The sequence below is a fragment of the Aliirhizobium smilacinae genome (genome assembly GCF_006335145.1).
Classification (GTDB): domain Bacteria; phylum Pseudomonadota; class Alphaproteobacteria; order Rhizobiales; family Rhizobiaceae; genus Neorhizobium; species Neorhizobium smilacinae.
The window spans coordinates 2,072,888-2,090,227 of record NZ_VDMN01000001.1; the positions used below are offsets into that span (position 1 = coordinate 2,072,888).

Consider the following 17,340-nt stretch of genomic DNA (forward strand, 5'->3'; position numbering starts at 1 on the left):
TTCGGTATACCTAATAGAGGTAGGGCCGAATGGAGCTGGGGCTTTGATTGAAACACGAACAAAGGATGGAGCAGACCCTGACCGCAGTACGGATGCGGATCTCGAGGCACGGATTGTCGTGCTGGAGATCGTGGCTATGACTGCGTTGGCGTTGACGCTCGATACGTCCGACAATGGCAATGCCGATCAGGCCCGCGGTATAGCGGCATTGATCCAGGACACCGTGCGACAACGATCGCGAGAGGTTGGCCTGACCAAAGCTGCACAGGAAACTGCCGATACCTATGCCGAGGAGCTGCTCTCCACGGCACTGGTCTCCCTTTACCCGGATAGCGGGACTGCCTGACCGAAAGTTTTGCGGTCAAATCGAAATACGGGATCGGGCGCGCGTCAGTGCGCCTCGTCCCAGTTTGCGGCCGCGCGCGCATCCACCTTGAGCGGTACTTTCATCGAAATGGCGGGCATGGCTGCCTGTTCCATGGTCGAGACGATGATCGGCATCGCTTTTTCGACGTCCGCGTCTTCCACCTCGAAGATCAGTTCGTCATGGACCTGAAGCAGCATGCGAACGCGCTCGCCCAGCCCGGCATCGCCAAGCACCTTTTCCATCTTCACCATAGCCCGGCGAATGATATCCGCAGCCGAGCCCTGGATGGGGGCGTTGATCGCGGCGCGTTCGTTGAAGGCGCGCATCGAGGGGTTGGAGGACTTGATCTCCGGATAATGCGCCCGACGACCGAAGATCGTTTCCACATAGCCATGTTCGCGGGCAAAGGCCTTGGTTGAATCCATGTAGTCGCGGATGCCGGGGAAACGTTCGAAATACTTCTTGATGTAATCGCCTGCCTCCGACCGCTCGATCGACAGCTGGTTAGCAAGACCGAAGGCCGAAATGCCGTAGATGATGCCGAAATTGATCGCCTTCGCACGACGGCGGATATCGCTCGGCATGCCTTCCACCGGCACGCCGAACATTTCGGATGCCGTCATCGCATGAATGTCGATCCCGTCGGCAAAGGCCTGGCGAAGCTGCGGGATGTCCGCGACATGGGCCAGAACACGCAATTCGATCTGGCTGTAGTCGGCGGACAGAAGCTTGTGGCCGGGAGACGCGATGAAGGCGGTGCGGATCTTGCGACCTTCCGCCGTTCTTACCGGAATGTTCTGCAGGTTCGGTTCGGAGGACGACAGGCGGCCGGTCGTGGTCGAGGCCAGCGAATAGGACGTGTGGACCCGCTTCGTTTCGGGATGGACATAACCCGGCAGCGCATCGGTATAGGTGGACTTCAGCTTGGTCAGCTGGCGCCAGTCGACGATCTTGCGCGGCAGCGCGGCACCTTCGGCCGCGAGGTCTTCCAGAACCTGCGCCGATGTAGACCACTGCCCGGTCTTGGTCTTGGAGCCGCCCGGCAGGCCCATCTTGCCGAACAGGATATCGCCGAGCTGTTTGGGCGAACCGATGGTGAACTTCTCGCCGGCGAGTTCGTAGATCTCGTCCTCGAAGGCGGCGGCCTTCTGCGCCAGTTCGCCGGAAAGGCGCGAAAGAATCTGTCGGTCGATGGAGATGCCACGTTCTTCCATGCGCGCCAGGACTTCAACGAGAGGCCGCTCCAGCCGCTCGTAGATCCGGGTCAGGCCCATTGCCGCCAGCTGCGGCTTCAGCACCATCCACAGCCTGAGCGTCACATCCGCATCTTCTGCCGCGTAAGTCGCGGCGCGATCGATATCGACGAAATCAAACGTGACGCCGCTCTTGCCCGAGCCCGCAACATCCTTGAAGGCGATCGGCTTATGGTTCAGCCAGCGTTCGGACAATGTGTCCATGCCATGCGTCGTCTTGCCGGCGTCCAGAACATAGGACATCAGCATGGTATCGTCATAACTCTTCACGGTGATGCCGTGGCGCTTCATGACGAGGTAATCGAATTTCAGGTTCTGCGCGACCTTCAGCACCGACGGGTCTTCCAGTAGCGGCTTCAAGCGATCCAACGCCTGCCTGGGCGAAAGCTGATTTTCAGCCAGTCCGCCGCCGAGAAGATCGCCGACGCCCGTCTTGTGCGTGAGCGGCACGTAGGCGGCACGCACTTCAAGCCCGGACGGATTACCGGTGTTATCTGCAATAGCCAGCGAGAAACCGACCAGTTCCGCCTGCATCGGATCGAGCGAATTGGTTTCGGTGTCGAAACCGACAAGTCCCGTCTCGCGGGCTGCCTTGATCCAATCGTCGAGGACTTCGATATCGCGGATCGTCACATAACTCGTCGTATCGATCTTCGCATTGGCGAAAGATGCGATGCGCGTGTCGGCAAGTTCTGCCGGCGTCGCTCCATCGGTGCTTTTGGCGACAACCGCCTTGGCGGGGTTTGCCGGTGCGTCTGCAGCAGCTTCTCCGGTATCTGCGGACGATGCGGCATCCAGATCAGGACCTCGCGCCTCGGCACCCCATTCGACTTCGATGGTGACCGGCTCGATGGCATTTGCATCGCAATCGCAGGCAGCTGCAACACGGCGCATCAAGGTGCCGAATTCCATTGCCTTGAGGAAGCCGATCAGCTTCGGCCCGTCCTGTGGCTCCAGAAGCAATGCTCCGAGGTCGAGTTCCAAGGGAACGTCGGTCCTCAGCTCCACCAGCTGGCGGGAAAGGCGGGCCTGTTCGGCAAAGGCCTGGATATTTTCGCGGCGCTTGACCTGCTTGATCTCGCCGGCACGCGCGAGAAGCGATTCGAGATCGCCGAATTCCTCCAGCAACTGGGCAGCCGTCTTCGGCCCAATTCCCGGAATACCGGGCACGTTATCGACGGAATCGCCGACCAGCGCCTGCAGGTCGATCATCTTTTCCGGCGACACGCCCCATTTTTCGATGACATCGGGAACCCCGATCTGCTTGTCCTTCATGCTGTCATACATGTGGACCATCGGCGTCACGAGCTGCATCAGGTCCTTGTCGGACGACACGATGGTGACATCGGCACCCACGGCCTCGGCCTGGCGGGCATAGGTGGCGATGATATCGTCGGCCTCGAAACCTTCCGTCTCGATGCAGGGCAGGTTGAAGGCACGCGTCGCCTGGCGGATCAGGCCGAATTGCGGAACGAGTTCTTCCGGAGGGGCCGAACGGTTCGCCTTGTAGGCGTCGTAGATTTCCTTGCGGAAGGTTTTCGACGAATAGTCGAAGATGACCGCGAAATGGGTCGGCGTCACACCGACGGATGTATCACGCGCATCGGTCAGCAGCTTCCAGAGCATATTGCAGAAACCGGACACGGCACCGATCGGCAGGCCATCCGATTTGCGCGTCAACGGCGGCAATGCGTGGAAGGCGCGGAAGATGAATCCGGACCCGTCGATGAGGAAGAGGTGATCGCCTTTTTTCATGCGAATGGAATAACGTGGCACATGCGCGGCGTCCACGAAAACTTGTCGGGAACCAAGCCTGCAGCAGTGCAGCACCTTACCGAATTGTAATCTGCCTTTCCCTTGAAAAGCCGCAATCCGCCCCTCATTTCAAGCTTACCGGCGATTGATAACGCCGCAGTCTGGCAGTAGGCCCGTCCCCCGCCTCACCAGACCGGGCAAAGACCCATCCCCCTCTCCGGGTCTTTGTCCTTCTATAAGAAACGTCACGGCCGTCCCCTCCCGGCCGTGGCGTTTTTGTTTGCAGCTGGCTCAATTATCGGCAGGCACCTTGCCAATCTTACGCCTGTGCCCCAATCTCATAAACACATCGCCTGATATCGATTATCGTCTGCCAGTTAAGCTGGCTCCCCGGGAAAGTGGTGGCGGAGGCCATGGGATTCGATCGCTCGCAGTCGGCTACCTATCTGGCCGGTCAGCTCGCCAGGGTGTTTTCACGATCGCTGCAGAAGCGGGCGGCTTCGCTCGGCTTTTCTCCCGGCCAGTTTCCCGTCCTACTTGAGCTCTGGCAGGAAGATGGCCTGACCCAGAAACAGCTTCTGGACAAGCTCGAGGTCGAGCAGGCAACGCTTGCCAATACGCTTTCGCGGATGGAGCGTGACGGACTGATCGCACGGACACCGCACCCAAGCGACAGACGTGCGCAGATCATCAACCTGACGGAACTCGGCAGGTCCCTGGAAACGCGCGCGGTCGACGCGGCGGCCGAGGCCGACAGCGCACTCTTTTTCGGCTTCCGTTCATTCGAGCGGGAGCTGATGATGGAATATATGCGCCTCATCATCGGCAACAGCCGGAAGGTGTGAACGACACGCCCAGCGTGCTGCCCACGCGAAGTAAACGACTTGAAGCGCGTGCAGCATTTGCCATTGTGCCGCCCTCCTCTTGCTTGCTAACAGTTCAAGGCAAGTTGGCCGCCCGCGTGTGCGACCGCTCAAAGACAAGGTGATTTCCATGACCGATATTTCCGCCGTTCTCGATCGCGCCGACCAGAACCTTCAAGACAGCATCGACCGCCTCTTTTCGCTCGTCCGCATACAGTCCATCTCTACCGATCCGGCTTACAAGGCTGAATGCCGCAAGGCTGCCGAATGGCTGGTGGTGGAATTGAAGGGCATCGGCTTCGATGCTTCCGTGCGCGATACCGCCGGCCATCCGATGGTCGTTGCCCATCACGACGGCGCCAGCCCTGACGCCCCGCATGTGCTTTTCTACGGCCATTACGACGTGCAGCCGGTCGATCCGATCGAGCTGTGGGAGGACTCGCCGTTCGAGCCGAAGATCAAGGAGATCTCGCCCGGCCGCAAGGTTCTGACCGGCCGCGGCACGGCCGACGACAAGGGCCAGCTGATGACCTTCGTCGAAGCCTGCCGCGCCTATAAGGAGATCAACGGTTCGCTGCCGATCCGCGTCACCATCCTGTTCGAAGGCGAAGAGGAATCCGGTTCGCCGTCACTGAAACCCTTCCTCGATGCCAATGCCGCCGAGCTGAAGGCCGAATATGCGCTGGTCTGCGATACCGGCATGTGGGACGGCGATACGCCGGCAATCGCTGCTGCCCTGCGTGGTCTCGTCGGCGAGGAGATCGTCGTCAAGGCGGCCGACCGTGACCTGCATTCGGGCCTGTTCGGCGGCGCCGCCGCCAATCCGATCCATATCCTCACCGACATTCTTGCCGGCCTGCATGACGAGACCGGCCGGGTGACGCTCGAAGGTTTCTATGAGGGCGTCGAGGAAACCCCGACGAATATCAAGGAAGGCTGGGAAGCGCTCGGCCGCAATTCCGAAAGTTTCCTTGGTGGAGTCGGCCTTTCCATCCCGTCCGGCGAAAAGGGCCGCTCGGTGCTCGAACTCACCTGGGCTCGCCCGACAGCCGAAATCAACGGCATCACCGGTGGCTATACGGGTGAAGGTTTTAAAACCGTGATTGCCGCGCAGGCTTCCGCCAAGATCTCGTTCCGTCTGGTGGGAGATCAGAACCCGGCGAAGATCCGCGAAGCATTTCGCGCTTATGTGCGTTCAAAAATCCCTGCTGATTGCACCGTGGAATTCCACGAGCACGGCGCATCGCCTGCGATCCAGCTTTCGTATGATTCTCCTGAGCTGACAAAGGCAAAGGGTGCGCTTTCGGAAGAATGGAAGAACCCGGCCGTGATCATCGGCATGGGCGGCTCGATCCCGATCGTCGGCGATTTCCAGAAACAGCTCGGCATGGATTCGCTGCTGGTCGGCTTCGGCCTCGTCGATGACCGCATTCATTCTCCGAACGAGAAATACGACCTGAAGTCGTACCACAAGGGCATCCGCTCCTGGGCGCGGATCATGACGGCGCTGGCTACGAAGTAAGCTGGACACATACAAACGCAAAACGCCGGCTTTTCAGCCGGCGTTTTAATTTCGAGATCGGAAATCGATCAGTTGTCGAAAAATTCCTTCATCCGGGCAAAGAAACCGGTCGATTCCGGGTTGTTCTCCTTGGACGAGCTTTCCTCGAATTCCTGCAGCAGTTCGCGCTGACGTTTGGTCAGTTTCTGCGGCGTTTCGATGCCGATCTGGATGTAGAGATCACCCGTCTGCGACGAGCGCAGAACCGGCATGCCCTTGCCCTTGAGGCGGAACTGCTTGCCGGCCTGGGTGCCTTCCGGCACCGAGACGCGCGACTTCGATCCATCGAGCGTGCCGACATCGAACGTGCCGCCAAGCGCTGCCGTCGTCATCGAGATCGGCACGGCGCAATAAAGATCGGCGCCATCACGCTGGAAGAATTCGTGCGGCGTCACCGACAGGAAGATGTAGAGATCACCGGCCGGGCCGCCACGGGCTCCGGCTTCGCCCTCGCCCTGCAGGCGGATACGGGTGCCATCTTCAATGCCGGCCGGGATGTTGACCGAGAGCGAACGCTCTTCGGTGACGCGGCCCTGGCCGTGGCACTTGTCGCAGGGATCGGAAATCGTCTGGCCGCGGCCATGGCAGGTCGGGCAGGTGCGTTCGACGGAAAAGAACCCCTGAGAGGCGCGCACGCGGCCCGAGCCCTGGCAGGTGCCACAGGTTTTCGGCTGCGTGCCGGGCTTGGCGCCCGAACCGGAACAGACGTCGCAGGTGATCGACGTCGGAACCCGGATCTGCGCCGTCTTGCCGTTATAGGCCTCTTCCAGCGAAATTTCCATGTTGTAGCGAAGATCGGCGCCGCGTTCGCGGCCGCCTGCGGAACGGCGCGCACGACCGCCCCCCATCATCTCGCCGAAAATATCTTCGAAAATGTCGGAGAAACCGCCTTGGGCTCCACCGAAACCACCGCCGCCGCCCATGCCGCCCTGTTCGAAGGCCGCATGGCCGTAACGATCATAGGCCGCGCGCTTCTGCGGATCCTTGAGGGTTTCGTAGGCCTCGTTCAGTTCCTTGAACTTCTTTTCGGCTTCCGCATCACCAGGATTTTTGTCCGGATGATATTTCATTGCCATCTTACGGAAGGCGCTCTTCAGCTCCTTCTCGTCAGCCGACTTGGCGACACCGAGGATTTCGTAAAAGTCTGCTTTGGCCATTCAGGTATCCGGCTCCGGAAACGTAGTCCGGCTGCACGAGGCAGCCGGATTCTTAGTCGACTATCTTGAGGCTCGCGTCAACGAACCGATCAGGCCGACTTCTTGTCGTCCTTGATTTCCTCGTAGTCGGCATCGACGACACCGTCGTCCTTGCCGCCTTCGGCTCCACCTTCAGCCTGCTGGGCCTCATAGATGGCCTGACCGAGCTTCATCGATGCTTCCATCAGAGTCTGCGTCTTGGCCTGGATGTCATCGGCATCCGGCTCGGAAGCTTCGACCGAGGTCTTCAGCGCTGCGATGGCATCCTCGATCGCCTTGCGGTCGGCCTCGGTCACCTTGTCGCCAAATTCAGCCAGCGACTTCTCGCTGGAATGAATGAGGCTCTCGGCCTGGTTTTTGGCTTCAACGCCGGCACGACGCTTCTTGTCGGCCTCGGCATTGGCTTCGGCGTCCTTGACCATCTTTTCGATGTCGGCGTCGGAAAGACCACCAGACGCCTGGATGCGGATCTGCTGTTCCTTGCCGGTGCCCTTATCCTTGGCCGAAACCTGGACGATGCCGTTGGCGTCGATATCGAAGGTGACTTCGATCTGCGGCATGCCACGCGGTGCCGGCGGCAGGCCGACGAGGTCGAACTGGCCGAGCAGCTTGTTATCCTGGGCCATTTCGCGCTCGCCCTGGGAAACGCGGATCGTCACGGCCTGCTGGTTGTCGTCAGCGGTCGAGAAGGTCTGCGACTTTTTGGTCGGGATCGTCGTGTTACGGTCGATCAGGCGGGTGAAGACACCACCGAGCGTTTCGATGCCGAGCGACAGCGGGGTCACGTCGAGCAACAGAACGTCCTTGACGTCGCCCTGCAGAACGCCGCCCTGGATCGCTGCACCAAGTGCCACGACTTCATCCGGGTTGACGCCCTTGTGCGGTTCCTTGCCGAACAGCTGCTTGACGATTTCCTGTACCTTCGGCATGCGGCTCATGCCGCCTACTAGAACGACTTCGTCGATCTCGGCAGCAGTGACGCCGGCATCCTTGAGGGCTGCCTTGCACGGTGCGATCGTGCGCTGGACGAGATCGTCGACCAGGCTTTCGAACTTCGAGCGGGTCAGCTTCATCGTCAGGTGCTTCGGACCGGAAGCATCGGCCGTGATGAACGGCAGGTTGATTTCGGTCTGCTGCGACGACGAGAGTTCGATCTTGGCCTTTTCGGCAGCTTCCTTGAGGCGTTGCAGAGCAAGCTTGTCGTTCTTCAGGTCGATGCCCTGGTCCTTCTTGAACTCGTTGGCAAGATATTCGACGAGACGCATGTCGAAGTCTTCACCGCCGAGGAAGGTGTCGCCATTGGTCGACTTCACTTCGAAGACGCCGTCGCCGATTTCCAGAACCGACACGTCGAACGTGCCGCCGCCCAAGTCGTAAACGGCGATCGTCTTGCCGTCCTTCTTGTCCATGCCGTAGGCAAGGGCTGCAGCGGTCGGCTCGTTGATGATGCGGAGAACTTCGAGACCTGCAATGCGGCCGGCATCCTTGGTTGCCTGGCGCTGCGCGTCGTTGAAATAGGCCGGAACGGTGATGACGGCCTTGTCGACCTTTTCACCGAGGTAGGATTCAGCGGTTTCCTTCATCTTCTGAAGGATCATCGCGGAGACCTGCGCCGGCGAATAATTCTTGTCGTGAGCCTTCACCCATGCGTCGCCATTGTCGCCCTTGACGATATCGAAGGGAACGAGGCCCTTGTCCTTCTCGACGGTCGGGTCTTCGTAACGGCGGCCGATGAGGCGCTTTACGGCAAACAGGGTGTTGGTCGGGTTGGTCACTGCCTGGCGCTTGGCCGGCTGACCGACGAGGCGCTCGCCATCTTCGGTGAATGCGACCATGGAGGGCGTGGTGCGCGCGCCTTCGGCGTTCTCGATCACCTTCGCGTCCTTGCCATCCATGATGGCGACGCAGGAGTTGGTGGTGCCGAGGTCGATGCCTATTACTTTAGCCATTTCTTCTCTCTCCTTTAAGCGAACCGTCCGGACCCCGAGAGGCATTCCGCTGACAGTTCCTCGACTGGGATGGTCTTTGAATTTTTCGCAGCATCGGCTGCGGTCATGCGGCGTATATAAGGACGGCTTTTTCCGACTGCAAGGCAGGAAATCGCCTGCCTTCCGGCAAAAAACGCGTTTCGTGGTCTGGTGCGTCAAGCCATGCGGCTCAAGGTGCTATTGACCCATGATAACATCGAGCAAGGTCGTCCTGCGCGCCTGCTGCGGCTGATAGACCTGCCCCCCATCGGCGCCGACCTCTCCGGGAGGCAAAGGCCCGCCACCGACGCTGCCCGGCGGGACCGGACCTTGCGAATCATAGGGACCGCGATATTGACGATAATCGCGATATCCACCCGCTTGTTCGGCTTCCGGATTGCCCCGGTTCTGGCGCGCAGGCCGGTTGTCATAGGCCGTGCCGCCATTGCCGTTATTGCAGATCGCATTGTCTCCATAAGCGCACGGGATGGCGCCGGGAGGTTGCGGGCCTGGCTGCTGCGCACGACCGCGACCCGGCTGCAACGCGGCCTCTCCCTGGGACGGCACAGGCTGCAGCGGACGGGAGCGAACGATATCCGAACCTGTCGGGGCCTGCGGCGCCGGCGGAAAGCTGTCCTGCCCCAACGAGCCCGATTGCTCCGCGCCCGTTCCCGGCAATATTCCGGAAATAATGTCGCCGATCGAGGTGGAGGGCGATTGCGGCTGATCCGCAGCAGGCGGCGGCTGGACGCCATTGCTGAAGCCGAACAGCGGCGTCGGCGTATAACCCTTCATCGCCGCGGTCATATATTCCTTCCAGGCCTTGGCCGGCAGCGTACCGCCAGTGACCTTCTTCATGTAACTGCCGTCATCGTTGCCGAACCAAACACCGGTCGTCAGGATGCTGGTGAAACCGACAAACAGCGCATCGCGGGAATTCTGCGTCGTTCCGGACTTGCCAGCCGCCTGCCAGCCATCGAGACGGGCAGCCTTACCGGTGCCTTCGCGGATCACGCCCGACATCATGCTGTTCATCGTGGCGGCGATCGGCTCACTCAGGACACGCGGCGGATTGCTGTAATCCGCCTCATAAAGAACCTTGCCATCCGGATCGACGATCCTTTTGACGATATGCGGGGTCGCCTTGTAGCCGCCGTTCATGAAAGCTGCGTAGGACGAGGTGAGCTCCACAAGGGAAACTTCGGACGTGCCGAGCGCAATCGAGGCATTCGGCTGGATATCCGAATCAATCCCAAGCCGATGCGCCATAGCGACCACCTTGTCCGGCCCGACGGCCACGACCAACTGGGCTGCAACCGTGTTCAGGGAGCGTGACAGTGCGTAGGAGAGCGGAACCGGCCCCTTGTATTCCTTCTCGTAGTTTTCCGGCGTCCAGTTGCCGATCCTCACCGGCGCATCGTTGACGATCGTATCGGGACCATAACCTGCCTCGAGCGCCGAGGCATAAACGAACGGCTTGAATGCCGAACCCGGCTGGCGTTTGGCCTTGAAGGCCCGGTTGAACTGGCTCTGCGCATAATCGCGCCCGCCGACCACAGCACGGATCGCCCCCGTCGCATCGACGGAGACGAGTGCCGCCTGCGAGGCGTTCAACTTGCCGCCTTCCTTTTTCAGGATGTCGTTCAGCGACTTGTCGGCCGCGTCCTCAAGCTTGACGTCGATCGTCGTTTCGACGGTAACATCGACCTTCGGCTCGCCGATCAGGCTTTTCACCTCGTCGACCACCATGTCGGCGGCATAATGCTGCGGGCCGGACCAATAGCTTTTCGCATTCGACGGCGGCTGTGCCATCGCCTTGTTGAAGTCGCTATCGGTAATGTAGCCTTCTTCACGCATCGTGCCGAGGACGACCTGAGCACGCTCTTCGGCCGCTTTCGGATCGCGGGCGGGAGACAGACGTGATGGCGCTTTCAGGAGGCCGGCGAGTGTTGCCGCTTCGCCGAGATTAACATCGCGGGCGGACTTGTTGAAATAACGCCGGGATGCGGCTTCTACACCATAGGCGTTCGAGCCGAAAAACACCCGGTTCAGATACATGGCAAGGATCTGGTCCTTGGTGAACTTGTGTTCCAGCCAGAAAGACAGGAGCACTTCCTGGATTTTTCGCTCGAAAGTGCGATCCGGCGACAGGAACAGGTTTTTTGCCAGCTGTTGGGTAATCGTCGAGCCGCCCTGAATCGGCTGGCCTGTGAGATTGTTGACGAAGGCGCGCGCCAGACCGAGCGGGTCGACGCCGAAATGCGAATAAAAACGACGGTCTTCGATCGAAATCACAGCCTGGGGCAGATAGGGGGACATATCCTCCAGCGCCAGCGCTTCACCACCGGTCGTGCCGCGATTGGCAATCACCGAACCGTCGATCGCGGTGATCTTCATATTTGGCGGACGAGCAGGGATCGACCAGCTGCTGGCCGCCGGCATCTGCGCGCCGTAATAAAGGACAAGCCCGCCGATGCCGATCACGCCCCATATGCCGAGGACGATGCACCAGTAGATCAGTCTGCGCAACGGGGCGAACAAGCCGCCACCCGAGGTGTCGCGCCCTTTGCGGGAAGCGGATTTCGCGGATCCTTTTTTCCCACGGCGACCAGTGTCGACGTTCGCGCCAGCCTTCGACGCACGTTTGGACGCCTTGCGATGACCGACAATACGATCGTCGGCCTCAAGGCGAAACTCTTCTTCATCGTCATCGTGCGATGCTTCGAAGGAAGGTTCAACGCGCTTATCTGATTTGCCTCTGGCTGCCATGCGAGCAGGCGGTCCCCCGTCTTGTGCCTGCTCAAACAGCGGGCCTTTTGCCATCAGGTTTCCGCTGGACTTTAAATACGGCGATTTAAGGAGGGGTAAAAGGCAAACAGAACATGAAGAAGATAGCTAGATGTTCGGCAATTTGTTTCGTGATGTGGCTCTTTAGCCTGAAAACCATGGGTTTCCAGGTTATTCCGGATTTGGTAATATGAGTAGATACTAAAGTTATAGATCCGGCAGACAAAAAGGGGGAATTCCCCACTGCCGGGTTCAGCGCTCGGGGAGGGAGCCATGAACAAGATCTTCGAAGCGGTCGTCCGTAATGGCGACCAGCGGGTACCGGTCGGCCTCGTCAACCTGAAGCAGGCGCTGGAGATGTCCGAGAAACTTTTCTTCGAGTTCAGCCATCCGGAGCATGAGGCTGGCAGGACGGACATCTTCGTCGGTCGCGAGGTTCTGCAGAAACTGATGTGAGCAACTCGTCACCGAAACACAAGTCTTACGCGTATTCGTGATTTGGGCGGATACGCATTGCTTGTTATCCTCCTTGGCGCAACAAGCGAAAGGAGAATGACATGAAGACATTTCTCGTCGTAGCTGCCGTCATCGGCCTTACGTCATCCGCTGCTCTTGCGGATTGCGCCGGCCACAAGGTGACGGCCTCGAATGAGGTGGACAAGGAATTCACCACTGCGAGCATCGCGGCACCTCCTGTCCAAGAGGAGTTGAAGCAAGCAGGCAAGCCGAGCGAGCCTTTTGCGGAAAGCCGGGCTGCCACTCCATAAACGAACCGACTCCGCGTCGGGCATTCGTTTGGCGCGGAGTTGCGACCGATCGAGGTTGGAACCTCTCGGGCCTGGCCGGATTTTCCTCTCGCAACTGAGGAGACAGATATGGCCAAAAAATCCCTGAGTGCCGGCTTTACCGGCGATATTGAAGAGGGTCAGCGCGTATCAACGAAGGCAAAAAGCGCGCTTGCCACCGCAAAAGATGAGGCTGGAATGGTCGCAGCACATGCGTTCGACCATCCGACAGCGACGGGATCCGCCGCTTTGGTCTTTGGGGCACTGGGGCTTGCGGTCGGATATCTGCTCGGATCCGCCTCGGCTTCCCGCACCCGCCGCTTCTGATCCCTGGATAGAGGCCGTGGAACCTAGCAAGCCGATCTCCGTTGGGTCTTCAGGAACCCGAAAAGGAGACCATGATGCCGAATAGAGACCCGATCCCTACTCCGACATCCGATACGCCGCGCGGGCCGATCGCGACTGACGGCGTGCCGGACAGGACCCAGGAAAAGCCGCCACTGACGCCGGCGCAGGACAAGGGTGACAGCAAGAACCCGCAGGACCCGACGCTTGATCCGGCACTGTTGCCGACAGGCGATCCGGCGGGCATGGCCTGAACCTGTCGCAAATGGCGGTAAAGCGAGGCGGGACTAACCATTGCCTCGCCTCGTAACGCGATCATATATCGCGATAGGGAGTAGACGACGGTTTTGAACCCTCAAATTACACCCGCGTTAACTTGTTGTTGCCATTTCATTAACCGGATTCCAGATTGCCGCTTGGGTAAGGACACTTGAACAACACGGGCCTGTGCAGGATTGCGCAGGTTTCGTGCTTTTTGACCTGCCCGGGCAAAGTCGGAAACGGACTGTCTGCCATTGGGTCCCAACCGTGACGTGAGGGTTTGATGCCGACGCAGTTGATCCGAAATCCAGTCAATCCGGAACAGCTTATGCTGCTTCAGCAGGTCTTCGACGAGACATGCACCGAGCATGGCATCGACAAGGCCAGTCCGGACGGCGAGGCGCTCGCTTTCATTCTGGTAAATTCGCTCCAGAAAGGGTCCGCCGACAAGGAACAGTTGGAAGCGCTGGCAGGAGCCCTGATACAGACGCGGTGATTTGCGTCTTTCACCCTTTCTCGACATCTTTGACTGACGGCGGAACCTAATTACCTCTTCGAAAGTTGAACGGGCTCCAAGATCAACATGATGGAGGCCGGCATGGCAGAATCAGTGAAAAGCTTTACCCCAGGCAACGCGGTTGCGTCCTTCGATCATCAACCGAGCGACAGCGCGATCGCCAACGAGATCCAGGTCCTGCGCTCTGAGATTTCGCGACTGAGTTCCCTGATGTCGGAAAAGACCGGCGAAGTGTACGAGCGGGTTGCAGATCGCGCCAGCAGTGCTGCCAGCTACGTTTCGTCGGAAGCCAGCACGGTTGCCGGTACAATCAAGGAACACCCGGCAGCCACAACCACCCTATTTACCCTCATCGGCGCAGTGGGCTTTGCTATTGGATACGCCGTTGCTACAGCGACCGCTGATAGCAAGCAGGCATGGTACCAGCGGTATCTCGGCGATCGCTTCTGATCGTATCTATGACGACGCGGCTGCATCAGCCCCGACGACATTCTGGGCGACGTCTATCCAGACGGCGCCCGTCAATCTCGCCATATGCATCGGATTGATTCGTACAGCTGCATTGGTATCGCCGGCGGCCGGGACCACTTCATCAAAGCGCTGCAGCGACACGTCGCAATAGACCGGCAAATCAGAGGTCAGACCGAACGGGCAGACGCCTCCCACCGGATGGCTCGTGATCTCAACCACATCCTCACCGCCCAGCATGCGTGGCTTGGTACCGAATCGAGACCGGAATTTCTTGTTATCAAGACGAGCGGTGCCGGCCATGACGACGATCATCGTTTCGTCGCCGGCGCGTAAACATATGCTTTTGGCGATCTGATCGGGTTCGACCCCATGGGCGGCAGCGGCCAACGGCACCGTCGCGGAACTGGCTTCGGTGACGATCACCTCAATATCGGGGGCGTGTTCGGCGAAAAATGCCTGGACGGAAGAAAGACTCATTTCGCAAAGATCGCGCATGTGTCGTTTTTAGGCAAGCCCACTCAAAGCCATGCGCCGAACGCATCACTGCGCTGCAAAACCGTGGCTGTTTTTTAGGCTCGCCTCCTGTATAGTCAAATCATCGACGGACGCACTCCTCCTCCCAGTGTCCTCGATGGGACCAGCAACACCTCCTCCTCCCGGTTGTTGGTCAGTTTCAGAAGCCCGGCGCACCTCCTCCCGCGCCGGGTTTTCTGTATTTTAATCCCTCACGCATGAAAATCTAAAGCCTCAGGCAGCATTAACAGTGGCTGCCATCTCAACCTATGGCGTTGATATTGCTTTATCTTTTGAAATTACCCTTTAAGATTGCATAGCTCACGCGGATCGCACCCGAAGCGTAGCAGCAATCTTGACGAACATTGGGCCAAGCCCTAAGTGCGTATGGATCGAAATTTGTCTGATGGCCAGCACCGGGCTATTGCCACGCTTGCGACGTTCTACTCTGCAAAGTTCGAAGTTCAATCTGTTCCTTCCGGACTTCCGGGAGGAGCTGTCGGTCATTGCAAAGAAAGGCATCGATATGGCGACGGGTACAGTTAAGTGGTTCAATGCGACCAAGGGTTACGGCTTCATTTCGCCTGACGATGGCGGTGCGGACGTTTTCGTTCACATCTCCGCTGTTGAGCGCGCAGGCCTAGGCCAGCTTCAGGACGGCCAGAAGCTCTCCTTCGAGCTGGTAACGGATCGCCGTTCCGGCAAGGTTGCAGCTGACCAGCTGCAGGCCGCTTAATAAAATTCAGCTCGCGGCGGCCTCTGCCGCCGCGAGCTTCCAGATGACCGTCACTTATCGGTCCCGGCGACAGTCTTGAAACGACCGGAACGCCTCCCCATATCAAGCTCAACAGCATTTCCGGCGAACATCTGTCACACACCGTTATCGTGTAACGGCGAATGATGAGGCGAATACGGGAAACCGTGCCATTTCGACACAGACAGCAAGTCCTTTTAACGGTCTGTTAACCTGCCTGAGAGATGATGAATGCCACAGAGTTGCATGGATCATATCGATCCTTAACGCAGCCGCGACGGAATGCTTGACCCGTTTGTAGTGACCACGGATGTACTGGCACAGTGAGCGGGATTGGAAAGGTCGGGCTTGCCCGGCCTTTTTGTTTTCCAGCACATGTCTGCGCCCACATCAAATATTCCCGGCCATCCGCTCCTTTTATCATCCCGCGCCCTAAATCCGTCCTCCAGTTTGCCGGACACGGCCAAAGCACAGGAAATATGGAATGGCCGAAGGCAAACATCACTGGCTACGCAAGGAAGACACCGAATCAACCAAGGCGAGCTTTCCCGAACTGTTTTTCGATCTCGTCTTCGTCTTCGCGCTGATCCAGCTTTCGGAAACCCTGGCGTCCGATTTTTCCCTAGGAATCGCCTTCGACGCGCTGATTTTCATCCTCGCGCTCTGGTGGGTGTGGATCCATACGACCTGGGTGACAAACCTGCTCGATGCCGAAGTCGTTGCAGTCAGATTGCTGCTGTTCGGGCTGATGTTTCTCGGTATCGTGCTGGCAATTGCTCTTCCCAAGGCCTTTGACGAGGCAGGGCTCGTTTTTGCATTGGCCTATGCGGCGATGCAGCTCAGCCGTTCGCTGTTTGCACTCTATGCCTTCAGAGGAGTCGACACCGAATCGTTCATGACTTTCGCGCGGATCACGGTGTGGCTGCTTGTCTCCAGCGCGTTCTGGGTCGCCGGCGGGCTTGTCAGTCCGGAAAGCCGCGCCCTGTTCTGGCTTGTGGCGCTGGCGATCGAATATGTCGCGCCGCTGCTGCGCTACTGGACACCGGGCGTGGGTGCCTCACCTGCCGAGACGCTCGACGTCAACGGCGAACATCTTGCCGAACGATGCGCCTTGTTCGTCATCATCGCACTCGGCGAAACGATCATCACAACAGGCAAGACCGCCTCTGATCACGCCGACGAAGGCGGCATCATATTCCTCGTCCTCGTCGCTGCCTTCCTGTCGACGGTGCTGATGTGGTGGATCTATTTCCACGACGGGCAGGAACGCGCCGCCGATACCGCAGAAGACACGACCGAGCCGCAAAGCACGGCGGATCATCTTTTCACCTATGGGCATCTGCCGATCGTCGCCGGCATCATTCTGACCGCAGTCGGCGAGGATTTCACGCTCACCCATCCCCATGACGAAGGCGGCTACGCCAACGCGTTGGCTATTCTCGGCGGTCCCATCCTGTTTCTCGCAGGAACCTTGTGGATGAAGACAGTATCATCACGCATGGTGCCGTGGTCGCATTGCCTCGGCGTTGCTGCCGCTCTAGCAGGCTTCCTTCTCGTCCCCCATGTGGAGAATGTCCTGATCCAGCTCATGGCCGTGACCATTCTTCTGGCCGTCGCTCTCTGGGAATATATCGCGCTCAGGCTTTTCCGCCGCGCCGCCGCCTGATCAATAGTGCGGAGGCCGGGTGACCGGTACGGCCTCGCCTGTCGATTCCTCAAGCGTCAGAAACCGTTCGGTCAGCCGGTCGAGCTTGGCGCGGGTCTGTTCGACCACCTTCCATTGTTCGGCGAGCTGGTCGGACAGTTCATCGATCACCTTGGCCTGATGGGCCGCGAGCTCTTCCAGCTGCACCAGTCTCGACTCGTCACTCACGGCGGCATCCTCTCGATGATCTTGCAAACCTGCATATAGGTCGGGATTTAGAGGATGCCCGTGATCCGGTCC

General features: G+C 59.1%; 17 protein-coding genes. 11 read left to right on the forward strand and 6 right to left on the reverse strand.

Going from position 1 to position 17,340, the window contains the following annotated elements; genetic code table 11:
• Nucleotides 1-43 precede the first annotated feature (43 nt).
• The gene (locus FHP24_RS10150; protein ID WP_139675925.1) at nucleotides 44-346 is read left to right on the forward strand and encodes a hypothetical protein; all 303 of its coding nucleotides are present in this window, start codon (nucleotides 44-46) and stop codon (nucleotides 344-346) included.
• A 44-nt stretch (nucleotides 347-390) separates the two neighbouring features.
• Here the strand turns inward: FHP24_RS10150 and polA are convergent, their stop codons facing one another.
• Nucleotides 391-3,375 (reverse strand): DNA polymerase I, encoded by a 2,985-nt coding sequence (gene polA, locus FHP24_RS10155; protein ID WP_139676216.1) that lies wholly within the window; start codon nucleotides 3,373-3,375, stop codon nucleotides 391-393.
• A gap of 413 nt (nucleotides 3,376-3,788) precedes the next feature.
• Between polA and FHP24_RS10160 the strand changes: the two genes are divergently transcribed.
• The gene (locus FHP24_RS10160; protein WP_139675926.1) at nucleotides 3,789-4,220 is read left to right on the forward strand and encodes a MarR family winged helix-turn-helix transcriptional regulator; all 432 of its coding nucleotides are present in this window, start codon (nucleotides 3,789-3,791) and stop codon (nucleotides 4,218-4,220) included.
• Nucleotides 4,221-4,368: 148 nt separating this feature from the next.
• On the forward strand, nucleotides 4,369-5,760 hold the full coding sequence (locus FHP24_RS10165) for a M20/M25/M40 family metallo-hydrolase (protein WP_139675927.1): 1,392 nt from the start codon (nucleotides 4,369-4,371) through the stop codon (nucleotides 5,758-5,760).
• Nucleotides 5,761-5,828: 68 nt separating this feature from the next.
• Here the strand turns inward: FHP24_RS10165 and dnaJ are convergent, their stop codons facing one another.
• The 3 genes from dnaJ to FHP24_RS10180 form a co-directional block, all read right to left on the reverse strand.
• Nucleotides 5,829-6,956 carry a molecular chaperone DnaJ gene (gene dnaJ / locus FHP24_RS10170; protein ID WP_139675928.1) on the reverse strand — a complete coding sequence of 376 codons (1,128 nt, stop codon included), beginning with the start codon at nucleotides 6,954-6,956 and terminating at the stop codon, nucleotides 5,829-5,831.
• Between the two features lie 89 nt (nucleotides 6,957-7,045).
• On the reverse strand, nucleotides 7,046-8,944 hold the full coding sequence (gene dnaK / locus FHP24_RS10175; RefSeq protein ID WP_139675929.1) for a molecular chaperone DnaK: 1,899 nt from the start codon (nucleotides 8,942-8,944) through the stop codon (nucleotides 7,046-7,048).
• Between the two features lie 216 nt (nucleotides 8,945-9,160).
• Nucleotides 9,161-11,503, reverse strand: coding sequence for a transglycosylase domain-containing protein (locus tag FHP24_RS10180; protein WP_246091648.1), 2,343 nt, complete (start codon nucleotides 11,501-11,503; stop codon nucleotides 9,161-9,163).
• Nucleotides 11,504-12,022: 519 nt separating this feature from the next.
• Between FHP24_RS10180 and FHP24_RS10185 the strand changes: the two genes are divergently transcribed.
• From FHP24_RS10185 to FHP24_RS10210, 6 genes are all read left to right on the forward strand, one after another.
• Complete coding sequence (locus FHP24_RS10185) at nucleotides 12,023-12,205, forward strand: hypothetical protein (RefSeq protein WP_139675930.1); 183 nt, start codon at nucleotides 12,023-12,025, stop codon at nucleotides 12,203-12,205.
• 101 nt (nucleotides 12,206-12,306) lie between these two features.
• The gene (locus FHP24_RS10190) at nucleotides 12,307-12,516 is read left to right on the forward strand and encodes a hypothetical protein (protein WP_139675931.1); all 210 of its coding nucleotides are present in this window, start codon (nucleotides 12,307-12,309) and stop codon (nucleotides 12,514-12,516) included.
• A 108-nt stretch (nucleotides 12,517-12,624) separates the two neighbouring features.
• Nucleotides 12,625-12,861 carry a hypothetical protein gene (locus FHP24_RS10195; protein ID WP_139675932.1) on the forward strand — a complete coding sequence of 79 codons (237 nt, stop codon included), beginning with the start codon at nucleotides 12,625-12,627 and terminating at the stop codon, nucleotides 12,859-12,861.
• 74 nt (nucleotides 12,862-12,935) lie between these two features.
• Nucleotides 12,936-13,133, forward strand: coding sequence for a hypothetical protein (locus tag FHP24_RS10200; protein WP_139676218.1), 198 nt, complete (start codon nucleotides 12,936-12,938; stop codon nucleotides 13,131-13,133).
• Nucleotides 13,134-13,423: 290 nt separating this feature from the next.
• A complete protein-coding gene (locus FHP24_RS10205) occupies nucleotides 13,424-13,636 on the forward strand; it encodes a hypothetical protein (protein WP_139675933.1) in 213 nt (70 codons plus the stop codon).
• 102 nt (nucleotides 13,637-13,738) lie between these two features.
• Complete coding sequence (locus FHP24_RS10210) at nucleotides 13,739-14,107, forward strand: hypothetical protein (RefSeq protein ID WP_139675934.1); 369 nt, start codon at nucleotides 13,739-13,741, stop codon at nucleotides 14,105-14,107.
• 6 nt (nucleotides 14,108-14,113) lie between these two features.
• On the opposite strand, the gene FHP24_RS10215 is transcribed toward FHP24_RS10210, so the two are convergent.
• Complete coding sequence (locus FHP24_RS10215) at nucleotides 14,114-14,605, reverse strand: YbaK/EbsC family protein (RefSeq protein ID WP_139675935.1); 492 nt, start codon at nucleotides 14,603-14,605, stop codon at nucleotides 14,114-14,116.
• 562 nt (nucleotides 14,606-15,167) lie between these two features.
• Between FHP24_RS10215 and FHP24_RS10220 the strand changes: the two genes are divergently transcribed.
• Nucleotides 15,168-15,377: a cold-shock protein gene (locus FHP24_RS10220; RefSeq protein WP_112459391.1), complete on the forward strand. Its 210-nt coding sequence runs from the start codon at nucleotides 15,168-15,170 to the stop codon at nucleotides 15,375-15,377.
• A 502-nt stretch (nucleotides 15,378-15,879) separates the two neighbouring features.
• The gene (locus FHP24_RS10225) at nucleotides 15,880-17,061 is read left to right on the forward strand and encodes a low temperature requirement protein A (protein ID WP_139675936.1); all 1,182 of its coding nucleotides are present in this window, start codon (nucleotides 15,880-15,882) and stop codon (nucleotides 17,059-17,061) included.
• Here the strand turns inward: FHP24_RS10225 and FHP24_RS10230 are convergent, their stop codons facing one another.
• Nucleotides 17,062-17,268, reverse strand: a complete 207-nt coding sequence (locus FHP24_RS10230; RefSeq protein ID WP_139675937.1) for a SlyX family protein — start codon at nucleotides 17,266-17,268, stop codon at nucleotides 17,062-17,064.
• Nucleotides 17,269-17,340: the final 72 nt, after the last annotated feature.